The following is a 14299-nucleotide window of genomic DNA, read 5'->3' on the forward strand; positions in this document are numbered from 1 at the left end:
GTAGATTGAAACTACAGCGAGCCTGATCCTCCTAAGCCAATCAAACGCTCGTGTTCCAAATCATTCGATGACGGACAGTAGGCAGTTTATCGTCGGGCTGTGTCGAAGCCGATATTGCACTACATGCAGTGGAAGCGCTTGCAAAAGGACAACCAAAAATTGTTCGCTATGGCCGCGGTTCTTCGTATCGCGATATCCAGTTGCCTTGTGGGGGAGGAATGAGCGTGCTGCTTATACCTGCGCCTGACCTCGCTGTTCTTCGCGACGTATGCGAGTGCCATACAGACCGAAAGGTTTCGACCCTGCGCATACACACCGATACCGGAGCACTTTCTCTAATTGGTGATACCAAAGCGGCGGTCGAGCATGCAACATTCGTGCTTCAGATCAACCCAGAGCTCAGATTCTACGTTTTCGGAAAGGGACCTGAAGCAAGTACTTTTGCTTCGCTGGTTCAAACAATGGGTCACGCCAATCTTTTGCTTTCCCCGGACAACGAAACGTTGGAAGCGGCCATGCGAGTGGGTTGCAATACGCGACACCTGACCAATCGAAGCTTTCCACCAGGTCTTTCCGTCGATGCATACACGGCGATTATTCTCTTTTTTCACGACCACGATTGGGAACCACCGATACTCGCCCAAGCGCTTGAAACACCTGCGTTTTACATCGGCGCTCAAGGTAGCCGTCGCGCCAGAGATACCCGGCTTGATGAACTTAGGAACATGGGCGTTCTCGAAGCGTCGTTGGAACGGCTCGTGGGCCCTATAGGCATTATCCCGTCTGCGCGCGATGCTGGCACTCTCGCAGTTTCAGTCCTAGCCGAGGTGCTTGCAACTTTCGATACAAAGCTTGTGGGATCGCGAAAGACAGGCTGATTTGGCAGTTTGCGAACCCACCCTATAATCTTCAACAGTTTAGTCACGGTCATTTTACAAGGCAGGCTTCAATAAGTCCTCTTTCATCATGTGAGCTTTCATGGCCGGTAGGCCAATGGCTTTGAATCCGATGATTGCTGCATAGATCAAAATCGCTGAGGCAAGGGCGTCCAAGAACCTGGCAACTACCTTGGTCTGCTTTACAGGGATTTTTTCAGCAACCGGTACATGAAGGTCGAGTTGATCTAATTGTTATTTTCGGAACGAAAAGCCTGAGGTGACATCCCGGCCCAAGCATGCACAGTTTAGGTAAAATTGGGATCCCAATCATCCACAACCCTTAGTGCTGCTCAAAAAGATAAGGTGAAAATCCACTCTTAAGGGTGAACACCAATCAAAGATGCCGCTTCAGGGACTACACAAATCTTGTCCGTGAAGCGGCGTTTTGATTATTGCCAACTTGCAAAAGTCTTGCGGGCCAGTTCGCTTTCTGGTCGCAGATTTTCAATGCCTCCATAGGGTTCATCAGTCCCAATCTCGCGATGTGGGTATTTTGCAATCATTTTTTGATGCCGTTTGGCCATATCCTGGAAGGACGCACCGGACCAAAGCGATTGGCCGATGTCAGAATACATCTCGCGCGGATCGCGAAGGATATTGAACACCGGCGCAGCGGCCCCTGGGACACCAGGTGCGGGCATGTGCATCTTGAATTCCTGTTTCACAATCGAACGCAAAACCGGTCCTTCGTAGATATAGACATAATCTCTCCGCGAGTTGCCATCCCCCTCAAGAAACAATGCTGTCTGGTCCACGCCGTCGATGATCCGGTCACGCGGGATGAATTCAGTTCCGCCAGCGATACGGGCGAAGGTTGTGAATAGATCGGAAACGTGAACGATGTCCCCTGCGTACTTGCCTCCTTCGATTGCAGCTGGCCAGCGTACGAAAGCATCAACACGTACCCCTCCTTCGAGGTGTTCCGCTTTGCCGCCCCGGTAAATCAATTCGATCATGCCTGAAGTGGGCGAATACTGCTTAAAGATGCCGTTGTCCGCCATAATCACAACAAGCGTGTTATCCGCAATTCCAAGTTCATCAACTTTGGCCATCAAATCACCGATCCAATCGTCAAGTTGCTCCATTTTATCAGCCATAAAGCCACCGTTGCGAGACCGCTGCTGTTCGCCGTAAGTGAAATTGATTGGGTAAAGCGGCCAGTATTGGAGAAAGAATGGATCATCTTCTCCCGCCAAACGGTCAAGTTGCTCCAAGACCTGAGCCTGATAGGTCTCGTTCATGCGTTCATAGTGCGCCTGTGTCCATTCCTCGCCAGCTTCTATGCCGACCTCCCGTGCGGTCTCTCCGGCCCTGGCTTCGAGGCCAGTTACAAGACCATAGGGTTTGAACCGTTCATCCATTCCGTATTTCCCGGATTGAGTGGATGGATGCCAGCCATTGAGGTTACCTGCATTCGCAGCCTCTGGTGTCATCAGGCTCAGTTGCACTTGCTGATGGACTGGAAAATACGCGACATCAAACCCCTGGTTATGAGCGAATGACTCCTCAATATCGCCCTGGTGCCATTTCCCAACATGTGCTGTGTTATAGCCGGATTGATTGAGAATTTCGGCGATGGTAACTTCGTTCTTGGACAACCCTTCACCAACAAGAGCTACTTTCACTTCCTTGACACCCGCGCGAATTGGGTGCCCTCCGGTCAGGAATGCAGTGCGGGTAGGTGTGCAGGAAGGCTCAGTATACATCCTCATCAAAGAAAGGCCTTCTGCGGCGAAATCGTTGATGTTTGGTGTGTCAAATCCGGTGACAAAGTTCATCGCAGGATTGCCCATGAGGCCAAAACTCACGTCATCGATGAGAACGTAGAGAATATTTGGGGGCTTACCATCGTTTCTTTCTCGAACTTCCGCTAGTTTCTTATCGATCTCAATGTCTTGGGCATCCCATTGCTCGCCGTACTGAGCGCGAAGAAAATTGAATTCTCCGTCATGGACGATGGGAGTTTCCTGGGCCGCGATTGATGTGGCAGCAACAATGGATGCAAATAAGGCGGTTCGAAAAATCAAGTTAGAGCTTCCTTTATTGTGTTGGCGGGAAACAATGAGTTTCAATCAAAGTTGGCCGCGTTTTGGGCCTTCTCGAAGACCAGTCAATACCAGAGGGTCACGCTACGGTCTACTTGCGCCATGTAATCGCCATTCGCTGTGCCGCCTACTAGGGTCAGGATTCATAACCAATAAATGACGGTTGCTGCGAGTACGATTGCGGAGAGGAAGACTTTGGGACAGCGATCATAACGTGTCGCTAAGCAGCCTAGTGCGCCTGCAGCATTCAGACCATCAGAGTTGGCGGCAAAAGGCTCGTTGCTGAAGTTCTCTTCACTACGTAGCAGCGACCGGTGGCAGCCCGAACCAGACCTTCAAAACCGAACTTTGCAGTTCCAGCTTTGCGGACGAAGTGAGCTTTCGCTGTAAGCGCACCAACGTCAGCTGTATGGGAAAATCGACTGTGCGCAATAAATCATGCCGACAATCAAGAGATAAAAATGGTACAAATTACATCCCTCGATTTCCTGCTAATAGACAATGCCGAGGAAAGTGCTGAACTCAGTTCGGAAACAAAAAAGAAATGCTGATCATCAGCTTTGGTTACCGGCCTCGGCTTCCAGTACGTCCATCACCGCCGTTGCTTCTTTGTGTGCCATTTCAACAAAATCGACCAGATACTGCTGAGTAACATTCGTAGGATGGACGAGCCAGAACGGGACCGCCACGCCATTGTCTGGTTCGAGGCACTTGACGAGATCCGGAATACCTTTGGCAACGCTACAGGGCAGCGGCGCAAAACCAACACGGCTATGAACCGCAGACAATACACCCTGTAGGGTATCGCACCGCAAGACAATCCTGGATTTCGCAAACAGGTCTTCCGCCCAGGCGCGCACTATTTGTGGCCCAACTGAATGCTCAAACAGAATACAGTCTTTGTCATGCAGATCGTTTAGATCCATTGGCAGCGAAACATCCTTCAACCTGTTCTGGGAGGCATAAATCGCCCAACTCACATCACCCAGGTGATGGTATGTAAGATCCGCTTCGTTACCCTTGTTGCCATGGCGAAACGCAATATCCGCTTCTCCGGCCACAATATCCAGCGGCTGGTTCGTCAATACAGTTTCGAACACAACCTCTGGTGCCGTTTCACCATAGCGGGACAGGAGAGGACTGAGGATACGCTCGAAAACTTCAACAGTTGACGTCACGCGAATGACCTTGGAGGTAACGGATTTTCGAATTTGGGTCGCGGTACTGTCGAACATTTCAAGGGCGCGCTTAACCTGCGCTGCCTCACCGGAGAGTTTTCGAGCCACCGACGTGGGATCAAATCCACGCGGACTGCGCTCGAACAGGGTCAACCCCAAGGCATGTTCCAAGGCGTCAATACGTCGGCTTACGGTTGGTTGCGAAAGACCAAGCACCTCTGCCGCTGCACGGGTCGATCCGGTCTGCATGACCGCCAAAAAGGCCACAATATCATCGGGAGATGGGCGCGGCATGTTATTCAATCCTGAAGAACGTTCATCCTTCTTGGCCGTATCACAACTACCGGCTGACGGGCTACAATTTTCCACGTGATGGGTTATGGCGCAGCAGGAGAGAACGCGTGATTTCAAAGACATTGATAGCGTTAATCTTTTGCCTTGGTGCCGCGGCCAATCCTGCGGTGGCGCAACTGGCATCAGATCAGATGTTCAGCCATCCGCTGACGGCACGCATCGGAAATGATTTGACAACCATTTACCCGATTGACCGTGAAGCGACAATGATCGAGACCATCATGATCCCGGTTAATGACAATGGATCAGGAACAACTGAACTCTCCGCCAATGTCTTTTACCCCAAGGATGCGGGCCCTGTTCCTGTGATCGTCAGCCTGACCGCCTATGACAAGGATATCGGACCAAGCCGGTATGTGCACACGGCGCGCGGCAATATCAACCGGGAGATCGGGCTTAACCTCGGTGACATGAATATCAGCGATGTCGCCCCGTTCGAAGCTGCTGATCCCGGTTACTTCGTGCCGCACGGGTACGCGGTGGTCATCATTGATGCTCCGGGAACCGGGAAATCGCCTGGTACGGAAGATCCTTTCAGCAAAGCAACGGTTGACGCGTTCAAGCAGGCCATCGAGTGGATTGCCCGTGGCGCGGAGAATGGCGGTCCCGGTTGGTCAAATGGCAAAGTCGCAACGCAAGGCACATCTTATCTGGGTATCATCCAGTGGTTGGTCGCGGCGACACAACCCGAAGGTTTGGATGCAATAGTTGTCTGGCAAGGGTCGTCCGACATCATTCGCGATGATCTGTTCAATGGTGGAATTCAGGAAACCGCCTTCATTCCATATTGGCTCTCGGGGAAATCAGCCGTGTTTCAGGATCCTGACACCAAACCTGAATTTGGCCTGACTTTTTCAGAGATCCCGCTGGATCTTGTTCCCGACCTGACTGAATTTGAAATCCCCCCGATCCTGGATGTCGAGAACATTGCAGTACCAGCGCTGGTCGCTGGCACGTGGAGCACTCAAGGCCTGCACTCCCGTGGTAGCTTTGAAGGTTACAGACGGCTCGGCATCGCAGGTGTTCCACGTTATCTGACGACCCATGGCAGGGAAGAATGGAGCGTCTCGAACCAGGATGAATCCCGTGACAAGCAGCGAGTGTTTCTGGACTGTTACCTAAAAGATGTGACGGATGCCTGCGAAGCACTGGAAAACGAACCAGTGCATGTCGAGGTGATGCATGGGGACAATCTCTTTCACGACCGGTACGTAGATGCGTGGCCTGTCCCGGACACAGAATATCGCCGGTATTACCTCGACGCGGTCACCATGACACTTGGCGACAATGAACCTTCGAGCGCGGGGATCACTCAGTACGATTCCGATGTTGTTGTCATTGATGATCCCGAAACAACCAATCCCCGTCTGATCTTCAGCCATACCTTTGAGGAACCAACCGAAATCGCCGGGTATTCGAAGCTACACCTGATCGCCTCACCGGACGTGTTGATGGATCCCAGAGCGCGCGATGATGACCCCAATACAGCCGTCGACATGGACGTATTTGTCGGATTGCGCAAACGCGGCGCTGACGGTGAAGTCCAGTACTTCATCAACCTTCTGGCCAGTGACAGCTTGTTTACCCGAGGCTGGATACGCGCAAGCCTTCGCAAGACCCTTGATACCTACAATGGGCATCCGGTCCCTGACTACCGGACGATCTATGCCCTGGACGAGGTTCAGCATCTCACACCCGGTGAGGCCTATTACCTGGAGATCGAAATTCTTCCGACTGCCGTTCATTTCGAAGCGGGAGAAACACTGGAACTGATCATTGCCGGGTCCAACGTGAGTTTTACCCCGCATAATCAGCATACGGAACTGGTCAATGTCGGCGTTCATACGGTCTATACCGGTGGCAGTCACCCCGGAGAATTTCCGATTTCTTCACCGTATCTTGAGCTGCCTATCGTTAAACTTGGAGGCCCACCACAACCGATTGCCAAAGGAAAACCGCTGCCAATCCTGCGTAAAGTAGACTGAGATTGCGACCGTGAAGTAAAGAACCAAGTCAGCTTTGCGCTAACGACGTTCATTTGTAGAGCGTGCAGCAGCAAGCAATATGGGTCCACTTCGGGCGTTCTCTGCGGTGAGCATGATTGGCCGCACGCAGCCCAAAGCGGACCTTAAGTGTTGGAGTTTGCATAATATTGGAAGCGTATCTATGCGGACCTTGTTGCGCATTGTGTCAAAACGCCTGCAAAGAACGTTTGCCGAACACGAAGTTCTATGCGAGTCTGATTGCACATTTAATGGCAGGCTTGATTGTGGCGCAAAATTCTAAAATTGAGTGGACTGATCACACGTTTAATCCGTGGTGGGGGTGCACAAAGGTCAGCGAGGCATGTAAGCATTGCTACGCGGAAGCATGGGCCAAACGCGTCGGTCAGAAAGTCTGGGGACCGAAATCCCAGCGCCGTTTTTTTTCCGACAAGCACTGGGCTGAACCAACAAAATGGAACAAAAGGCTTGCAGCATCGGGAAAGCGAGAGCGAGTTTTTTGCGCATCAATGGCAGACGTTTTCGAAGATCGATCAGAACTGGAAGAACACCGTCACCGACTGTGGCACCTCATTGAAGACACACCCAACCTTGATTGGCTGCTGCTGACAAAACGTCCGGAAACCGCGTTGCAACTTGAGCCTTGGGGTGACCATTGGCCGGAGAACGTTTGGTTGGGCACAACTGTCGAAAATCAGAAACGAACTGAAGAGAACCTTCCTGCGTTACTGGCTTCGTCTGCCAAGGTGAAGTTTATCTCAGCAGAACCGCTGCTGGGACCAATTGACCTTGGCGAAAGTATACAAGGCTTGGACTGGGTAATTACGGGCGGTGAAAGCGGGCCAAAAGCTCGGCCTGCCAGTCCGAGCTGGTTTCGGAAATTGATGCTTCAGTGCATGGTGGCCGATGTTCCGTTTCACTTTAAGCAGTGGGGTGACTGGGCTCCGGGCGATGGTGAAAACCTTGCAAAGGTAAGAACTCAACAAGCCAAAGACGGAACGACCATGGTAAGGGTTGGAAAGAAAAAAGCCGGGCGCTCTCTTGATGGAAAGCTCTACGACCAATTGCCAAATCAACCTATGACTGTAAGGATTAGATAAAACTACGTTGGATTAGTTTCTTGAATGAATTTTACCCTGGGCGCAGTCAAACGCTAGCTAAACATGCCATTTTACAAAGATATATAGAACAGTTTGCATTTAAGGTTGGTCGAACATTTGGTTCATTTGATTTCATCGATGGATTTTCCGGCCCTTGGGAGGAGCGAGACACAGAGGCCTTTTCCGATACGTCCTTCGGCATCGCATTGCGACAGCTTCAGTCGGCGGCCAAAAAGCTGCGCGATCAGGGGAAAGACACTGGAATCAGATGCATTTTCAATGAAAAACAAAATGAACCCTTTGAAAGACTACAGGGCTACCTGAATGAGGCGCGCGATGCGTACCCATTAGTCGAAATACATGCATTGTGTGGGGAATTCTCTGCGAACGCAGATGAAATTAACAGACTGGCAAGACACAACTTTCAACTGTTGTTTGTGGACCCAACCGGATGGACCGGGTTTCCGCCATCTGCTATCTCGAAGGTGCTAAGTGGTCGAAATTCCGAACTTATCGTGAATTTTATGCAGGAGCACATCACTCGGTTTCTGACTTCGCCAACGGACGCACAAGAGAACGGCCTCAAAGAGCTTTTTGGTCAAAAACGCGCAGCGGCGATGGTTGGAGGCAACCACACTATTCAAGAGATTGAACAAACCTATAAAACAATGATGCATGAGGATTTTGGGTTTAGATTTGTAGCTTCATCTCCGATTTATATGGAGGATTCAGACAAATTGCACTTTCGTCTGTTGTATGGAAGCAATCACCCGGCAGGTATCGCGTTGCTACGAGACGTCGAGGTGAAATCTCTCAAGGAACATGATGATCGCAAGATAGCAAAAAAGGAAGACCCCGCACAGGTTAGTCTGTTTGGTGATGATGAAGCAAAATATGGACCATATGGGCGGGAAAGGCAGCGTCACTTACGAGATCTCAAAAGCGCTATCCAAGACAATTTGAAAGGGCGCGGCAAGAATCTTAGCTTCCAGCGCCTTCAAGCCGACATCCAATGCGAGAGATTTGTAAAGGCAACAGAAGTAAAAGACGCCGTTGTGGAGTTAGCTTCTGAAGGATTGGTTGAAGCTACTTGGAAACTGCGTGGACCGAATAAGCGAAAACCGGACAAAGATGACAAGATCTTCCTAAAATAACCAAGTCCAGGTGGATGCATTTTGGCGATTGATTTGAATGATGATGGATTTAACCTCGCTGAGGTGCTCACCCTTCCGCGACGATCTTGCCAATCTGATAACAGCCTCAGCCCAAAACAGACCTTAAAAACGAACTTTCAAATCCCGAGAAGCGGAACAGAGCGGTTCTTCGATTTTCTTTCTTGTAGATCCACTTCCGTATTTTCTTCGTGTCCTTAGGCGTTCAAAACCCAACTTTCGACCCTTCCGGCACTAGAAAACCACTTGTCAGAACTTTTTTCTCGGTACGGTATTTAGCATCTAAGTCTTCTCGGCTCGGCGTCTCAAAGAGTCAGAAACGGCCAAAAAAATAGACTTTCATGCCGGGGAAAGCTTTGGTTCGTTAACAATTGTGATCTAATTCCTGTTCTACGAAACCTGATTGAGCAATGCCATTATGGCATTACATGTGAAACGGGCAGCCAATGTAGCCCCGTCAGCATGGTGACCGTCTCCTTTTTTCTCGTTTGCGAAGTCTACTACCGCCTTCGCTGCGAAGTACGCAACGTCGCCTTGGTACAGATTCGCTGCCCGATACAAACCATAAACTTCCATATCTAGACCGCCTAGTTTCCGATGATGTTTTTGTATCTCTTCCATTCGTTTGTCGGACGCTATAACCGCAGATCCCGTTGCGGTCGGCACTAACGAAGCCCCTCGCTCTTGAAACTTCGGAATGCTTCTCAGGTCTGCTGACAAGAGTGTCAGCTGTGGATCTTTCTCGATAACGTGGCTGATCGTTACCCTGGTCTGCTCATTCAAGTTTTCGTGGAAGTGAGAAATCTTAAAGTCATCACCAGACCACTTTCCGGCTTGATGTTCCCAACAAGGATCGGAAACCAAAACGCTTCCCACTTCAACCTCGCCTTCCTTGCCAGCGCATATCCCTGCCATGCATATGACGCTTGGTCGAAATGCGGACAATGCCTGTGCTGAGATTACCGATGCATCAACTAACCCCATTCGAGGTTGCAGTACGCAAACGCCTTTGAAATCGCCAATTTTTAAGTCTCTGCAATCAAGCCCCTTGTGTTGGCGCAACTCCCCATACTGAACTTCATCGCCACACCGGTCAAACGCGGCTCGCTCTTCTTCCAACGCACAGATAACGACAAAATCTGTCTCTAAGTTTTGCTCCAGACGCTGAATACAAATCCCCAGACACGCCCTCCACTCGTCTGAGTTTTGATAGTTCAAAAGGAAAATTCCCATCCTCGTGAACTCCTGCCGTCGATCAGCAATCAGAGCATCGAATTGTGAAATAGCCACAACTATAGCTTGTGAGTTTATTTCACTGTCACCAACAAAGTTCAGAAGTTCCTCTGAAAAGTCACTTGGTTCACCACCAGGTCTCATTGGAATTAAAAGATCAGTGATAATCAGGTCAAATTTGATTTGATAAATATATCTCGCCACATCTCCAAAAGTTTCGCAGATCGTGAATTGCAAGTCCCGCCCAGCAAGTTTCTTTTTGACTTCAGCTTGAATCTGATCACTTTTTTCTTTGTGGTCCTCGATAACCAGAATGTTAATCATTTTTGGCAAAGGCCTTTCACTGCCGTATTTTCCCATTCACTTTCCCCCCCCACATAATGAACCACTTCGATGATGGTCACGTTGAGTTGTTGGGAGAGCATTTCTTTTGCGGTCGAGATTGGGTAGATGCACCTATCAAACTCTATCTCGTCGTATTGTGTGACAATCGTAACCGGGTCGCCACGATCTTGAAAAGAAAGTTCTAAAAGAACCTCCACGCCACCTGAAGGCATCGGTAAGGAGCCACCGCCGCCAACCTTTTCTGTGTGACTTGGCAAAGCGATATCAAGGAAAATATGGTCAAAGACGGCCTTCTCTAATGCGTCCACAGCATCGCGAACTGACGTCGTTACAGTTATCTCCGCAGATGGTTCTTGAGCAAGGATTAGCTCTTCAAGTTTATCTTGTTTGTATCCATCGTCTTCAACTAACAGGATTTTCATCATGTCCTCTCGGGCGCGTTAAAATCCGTTTCGACGATAGTTTTGGGGAACCTCACAGCAACAGTGAAGGTGACCGTATTGCCACTCGTGGCATGGCTGAAAGACGTAAACTCGTCTAGCTGGCTTGCAAGAACACGAATTTTTCTCAATCCACTTCGACCTTCTCGAACAAGCGCGTCGCCTACATCTGTTTCCATCGCTGCTTGAATCTTTTCAATCTCGAATTGCGCGACTGCTGGTGCGATTTCTGATCGAATGGAGAATGTCATGTCCATGAAGCCATCGCTTCGGCCCTCCAAATCCACGTGAAAATCCAGAGCTCCATCAGTTTTCCCGTGTTTGGCAGCATTATCCACCAAAATATAGAGCGTGTCATAAAGTGAATGAAAGCCATGACCATATAGGTCTACATCAGGAGTTCCGGTCTCAGAAATCTTAGGGCTAAAAACTCCATGTCTGTTTTTGACTTCAGCAACCACGGCATGGAACAAAAGGCGAAGCGAGGCTGTAGGGCTAATAGTACTGGGCCTAGTAAGCCAACCCGCAAGCATACCGAACCTTGCCTGAAGCTCCGTGTTTAGAGTGCGCGCGACATCGGTAACAATCCCAGTCATATCGAAGCCATCGCAATGATCAAGACTAGCGGGATTGATAACAAAGTTTGCTCGCAGTTGCTCCGCGGCTTTTCTTGCACGCTTGAGGTCCACTTCTAGCAATAGCCAACAGTATTCGTAGATCAACGAGATCACATGAGACGTGGGTTTGTCGTCTGATATCGCCGTGGAAATCTCACGGTATGCGGCCAAGACAGCGGCTCTTTTGTGTGGATCTGCAACCGTCGGAACAATAAGGCCATCTGGTTTGTCGTTCGATTTAACGTGCAAGGCCTCGTTGCCAAATGTCTTTAGCGCATTTTCATAAGATGAAAACCAATTCTGCACTTCTCGAACAACTCTTGGCTTATAGTATTGAATTTCCTCGCATATTTCAGAAACAATTGGCGCAACTTCCGAAACTAGTACCCCCGTGAGTGTGCCATGCCGAATTCTTCTTCCCAGATAGGAATCAACACCATAAAACTTGTTGGTGCAAAACTCGTTGTAGCACTGGTTGAGGATTTGAAGGAGCTCGATGCGAGGCTGCTCAATTGCCTCAACCTCAGTTCCAAGATCTGTACCGCCGTTTTGCTCTTTCACTAGTACGCTAGCCGAAGAGTACATTTCGCGAAGAACCCCAGAAACGTTATCCAATGCCCACTCTTGAAACCGTGTAGGATCCACGTAAATCCTAGTGTCATCAATGGACCCACGGACCCGCCGCAGGCTTAAATTGAGACGCGCAGACTTAGCTCGGATCAAAGTATCCTGATCTTCATGCGTATTCCCATACCATTCCATGAGGTCCGCATGCGCTTCCGAAACTTGATCTGAACTCTGAAAGAGAAGGTAGAGCTCCGTTAAGAAAAACTCATTGCATGAGTAGTAAAAGTGCTCGGCAACGTTCGGAGTGTACTTGTGAAGTTCTTTTAGAAAACTCAATGGATCACCACTGAACTCCTTAAGGATAATCTCTTGAGTAGCTCTACGGAACTGGTGGCCAAGAATTCGACTGTCTTCTTGATCCGCCAGAAGTGCCGTTCTCAAATACTCATACAATCGGTCGTTCGACCGCTTCGGCAAGAACTTGTCTAACTCTGATCGAGACAAATAGGTTGGGATATCAATTGTCGAGTCGAGAAACCTTGCCAGTTCTTCGCCGTTTTTGGGACGCATGTTTTCTGATGCAAGATTGCACTGGGAGAATTCAACCGTTCGGGCAAAGTACCCTATTTTTGTGATGTTGCCACTGGCAGGAAAAATCTCAGAGTTATCTGGCAGGAAATCGGAAAGGGTGCGGGATTCCTCGTGCATTATGGGGTCAATGTGGTCAAAATCGCCGTTAAGTCGGTCAGAGAACCGCTCTTCAATGTCTTGGCGGAAATTTCGAATGCCATCTATTTCAGTCCAAGCCGGAGCGTGGCGAAAAACGTGATATTCAGAGAATTCCTGTTTTCCATCAATCATCTGCGCGACATGACTGATTGACAAACTGTGCCAGGTTTCGTTCCACGCACTGCGAATAGAACTTGGAATAGCTGCAAGCAATTCATCGGCAAACCGTATATTTGATGGTTGCGCGGCTTCTCTTGTCAAAAAATAGAGGCTATCTAGCACCCCCCAGCGACCGTAGGCATGCAGAGTTTCCAACCAATCATTGTGTGAGGTGCTTGAGTCCGGAAAAAGATCAGCGATCAAACGACGATCAGCCTTAGAAATTTGTCGCTTCGTTCTAAAGTCTCTAAAAGTTCTTCGAGTGCGAGAGTACGGCCTTTCAATATGCACTGAGTCTTCAAAGGCGACAGCGAGAATATTTCGCCTCGGAGCAAAAAGAGGATCAGTGACTGCATTGTTATTGATCCGGAATTTTTCACCAGCAGATGAATGTTTGAAACTTAGTACCTTTCGCGAAAGTGATAACGATGTTCCGTATTCGGAAAAGTGTTCCGAAAGCAATTCATATACTCGCTCAGAGTCTTTTTCGAACATTGCTTTGGAAATCCAACCTATGGATTCAATGGCTTTAATGATCTCTGTTTCAGCTATTTCCAAGCGAGATCTGAGACCAGCTAATTCGATCTCACGCCGCTGCGCAGGCAAAAATGGACATTCATCAATTTCAGAGACCGAGCTTGGAAAAATCGGTGGAAGCGGAACCGCCTTGGCCAAAGGGTTCGACCTCAAGAAGTCTTGTGCCAATTTGAAATCTGGAGCGTTGCTGATCATCTGAAGGCGACGCAACGCACTTTCGGTACTTCTTCGATCTTGCGCAGTCGTGATGCCTCGGAGCGCGTTTCGTACGTCGACTCTGCCTATGTCAGTCAGTTTCACAATACTTGCCTGCAATTCTATTCTCTCCGAAAACGCGTTCAAATTTTTTGGTTGTTTAGCTTCTTCGCGCCGCTCATCGAAATTGATAGACCTTTATATTTTGAGTGTATACCCCAAGGAGAATACGAACGAAAAAGCATGGTACTTCAACAGGCTAAGCTTGATGCGGCGATTGGGCTAGTTAAGCTCCAACTACGGCAACCACATCGCACCAGACAAGAATAAACCCTCCAAACATTTGGCTCCGAAGTCTAAAATGGCTGAAGATCACCGAACACTGAGTTTTGGGCCAAAGGCGCAAATCTACAAGCAAAATTCAAAACTATGGGCGCACCTGCACTCGCGTTGGTCCCCTGAACGTGAGTTCGTAAGCAAAATATTTGGCATGCGCAGCGAATGGTCTGTTCGACCAGCCGCTCCGTAGCATTGTGGCGAAGGCCGGAGGTTCGGACATGGCCGCTCGCTTGACTTTGCAAAGTCTGCTTTCTGCGCATTGCGGCCGTTAGCATTAGATTTCGTTTCTCCTACCTCCAAAAAATCAACCTCTCAATCTCACTTGAGTTAGTGGTAAATTTCCCGGTT

General features: G+C 49.3%; 9 protein-coding genes and 2 pseudogenes. 5 read left to right on the top strand and 6 right to left on the bottom strand.

The features are described 5' to 3' along the window. Nucleotides 1-86 precede the first annotated feature (86 nt). Nucleotides 87-161, top strand: a pseudogene (locus tag AC2FEE_RS24770) (XdhC family protein); the annotation flags it as partial. 57 nt (nt 162-218) lie between these two features. Beyond that, nucleotides 219-878, top strand: a complete 660-nt coding sequence (locus AC2FEE_RS24775) for an XdhC family protein (RefSeq protein ID WP_496868103.1) — start codon at nt 219-221, stop codon at nt 876-878. 449 nt (nt 879-1327) lie between these two features. On the opposite strand, the gene AC2FEE_RS24780 is transcribed toward AC2FEE_RS24775, so the two are convergent. The 3 genes and pseudogenes from AC2FEE_RS24780 to AC2FEE_RS24790 form a co-directional block, all read right to left on the bottom strand. Continuing rightward, nucleotides 1328-3010 carry a sulfatase-like hydrolase/transferase gene (locus AC2FEE_RS24780; protein ID WP_496868095.1) on the bottom strand — a complete coding sequence of 561 codons (1683 nt, stop codon included), beginning with the start codon at nt 3008-3010 and terminating at the stop codon, nt 1328-1330. Between the two features lie 116 nt (nt 3011-3126). Then, nucleotides 3127-3207 (bottom strand): annotated as a pseudogene (locus AC2FEE_RS24785) (IS5/IS1182 family transposase); the annotation flags it as partial. Between the two features lie 330 nt (nt 3208-3537). Continuing rightward, the gene (locus AC2FEE_RS24790) at nt 3538-4578 is read right to left on the bottom strand and encodes a LysR family transcriptional regulator (RefSeq protein WP_496868096.1); all 1041 of its coding nucleotides are present in this window, start codon (nt 4576-4578) and stop codon (nt 3538-3540) included. Between AC2FEE_RS24790 and AC2FEE_RS24795 the strand changes: the two genes are divergently transcribed. The 3 genes from AC2FEE_RS24795 (at nt 4563) to tcmP (ending at nt 8772) form a co-directional block, all read left to right on the top strand. Further along, nucleotides 4563-6500, top strand: a complete 1938-nt coding sequence (locus tag AC2FEE_RS24795) for a CocE/NonD family hydrolase (RefSeq protein ID WP_496868097.1) — start codon at nt 4563-4565, stop codon at nt 6498-6500. The genes AC2FEE_RS24790 and AC2FEE_RS24795 overlap by 16 nt on opposite strands. A 269-nt stretch (nt 6501-6769) precedes the next feature. Further along, complete coding sequence (locus AC2FEE_RS24800; protein ID WP_496868098.1) at nt 6770-7618, top strand: DUF5131 family protein; 849 nt, start codon at nt 6770-6772, stop codon at nt 7616-7618. A 20-nt stretch (nt 7619-7638) separates the two neighbouring features. Further along, the gene (gene tcmP / locus AC2FEE_RS24805; RefSeq protein WP_496868099.1) at nt 7639-8772 is read left to right on the top strand and encodes a three-Cys-motif partner protein TcmP; all 1134 of its coding nucleotides are present in this window, start codon (nt 7639-7641) and stop codon (nt 8770-8772) included. 408 nt (nt 8773-9180) lie between these two features. On the opposite strand, the gene AC2FEE_RS24810 is transcribed toward tcmP, so the two are convergent. Genes AC2FEE_RS24810 through AC2FEE_RS24820 form a run of 3 tightly spaced genes read right to left on the bottom strand, consistent with a single transcriptional unit; the run spans nt 9181 to nt 13612 of the window. Continuing rightward, nucleotides 9181-10383, bottom strand: a complete 1203-nt coding sequence (locus AC2FEE_RS24810) for a phosphorylase family protein (protein ID WP_496868100.1) — start codon at nt 10381-10383, stop codon at nt 9181-9183. Continuing rightward, a complete protein-coding gene (locus AC2FEE_RS24815) occupies nt 10344-10793 on the bottom strand; it encodes a hypothetical protein (protein WP_496868101.1) in 450 nt (149 codons plus the stop codon). Before AC2FEE_RS24815 ends, AC2FEE_RS24810 begins: the two co-directional genes overlap by 40 nt. Beyond that, entirely contained in the window at nt 10790-13612 is a 2823-nt protein-coding gene (locus tag AC2FEE_RS24820) for a hypothetical protein (RefSeq protein ID WP_496868102.1), read from the bottom strand. Before AC2FEE_RS24820 ends, AC2FEE_RS24815 begins: the two co-directional genes overlap by 4 nt. Between the last annotated feature and the right edge of the window lie 687 nt (nt 13613-14299).

Source organism: Ruegeria sp. YTSC199, assembly GCF_059609725.1.

Coding starts and splice junctions, on each gene's coding strand:
- AC2FEE_RS24810 (WP_496868100.1), bottom strand. CDS start 10,383: ATGGGAAAATACGGCAGTGAAAGGCCTTTGCCAAAAATGATTAACATT.
- AC2FEE_RS24800 (WP_496868098.1), top strand. CDS start 6,770: ATGGCAGGCTTGATTGTGGCGCAAAATTCTAAAATTGAGTGGACTGAT.
- AC2FEE_RS24790 (WP_496868096.1), bottom strand. CDS start 4,578: ATGTCTTTGAAATCACGCGTTCTCTCCTGCTGCGCCATAACCCATCAC.
- AC2FEE_RS24775 (WP_496868103.1), top strand. CDS start 219: ATGAGCGTGCTGCTTATACCTGCGCCTGACCTCGCTGTTCTTCGCGAC.
- AC2FEE_RS24820 (WP_496868102.1), bottom strand. CDS start 13,612: ATGATCAGCAACGCTCCAGATTTCAAATTGGCACAAGACTTCTTGAGG.
- AC2FEE_RS24815 (WP_496868101.1), bottom strand. CDS start 10,793: ATGATGAAAATCCTGTTAGTTGAAGACGATGGATACAAACAAGATAAA.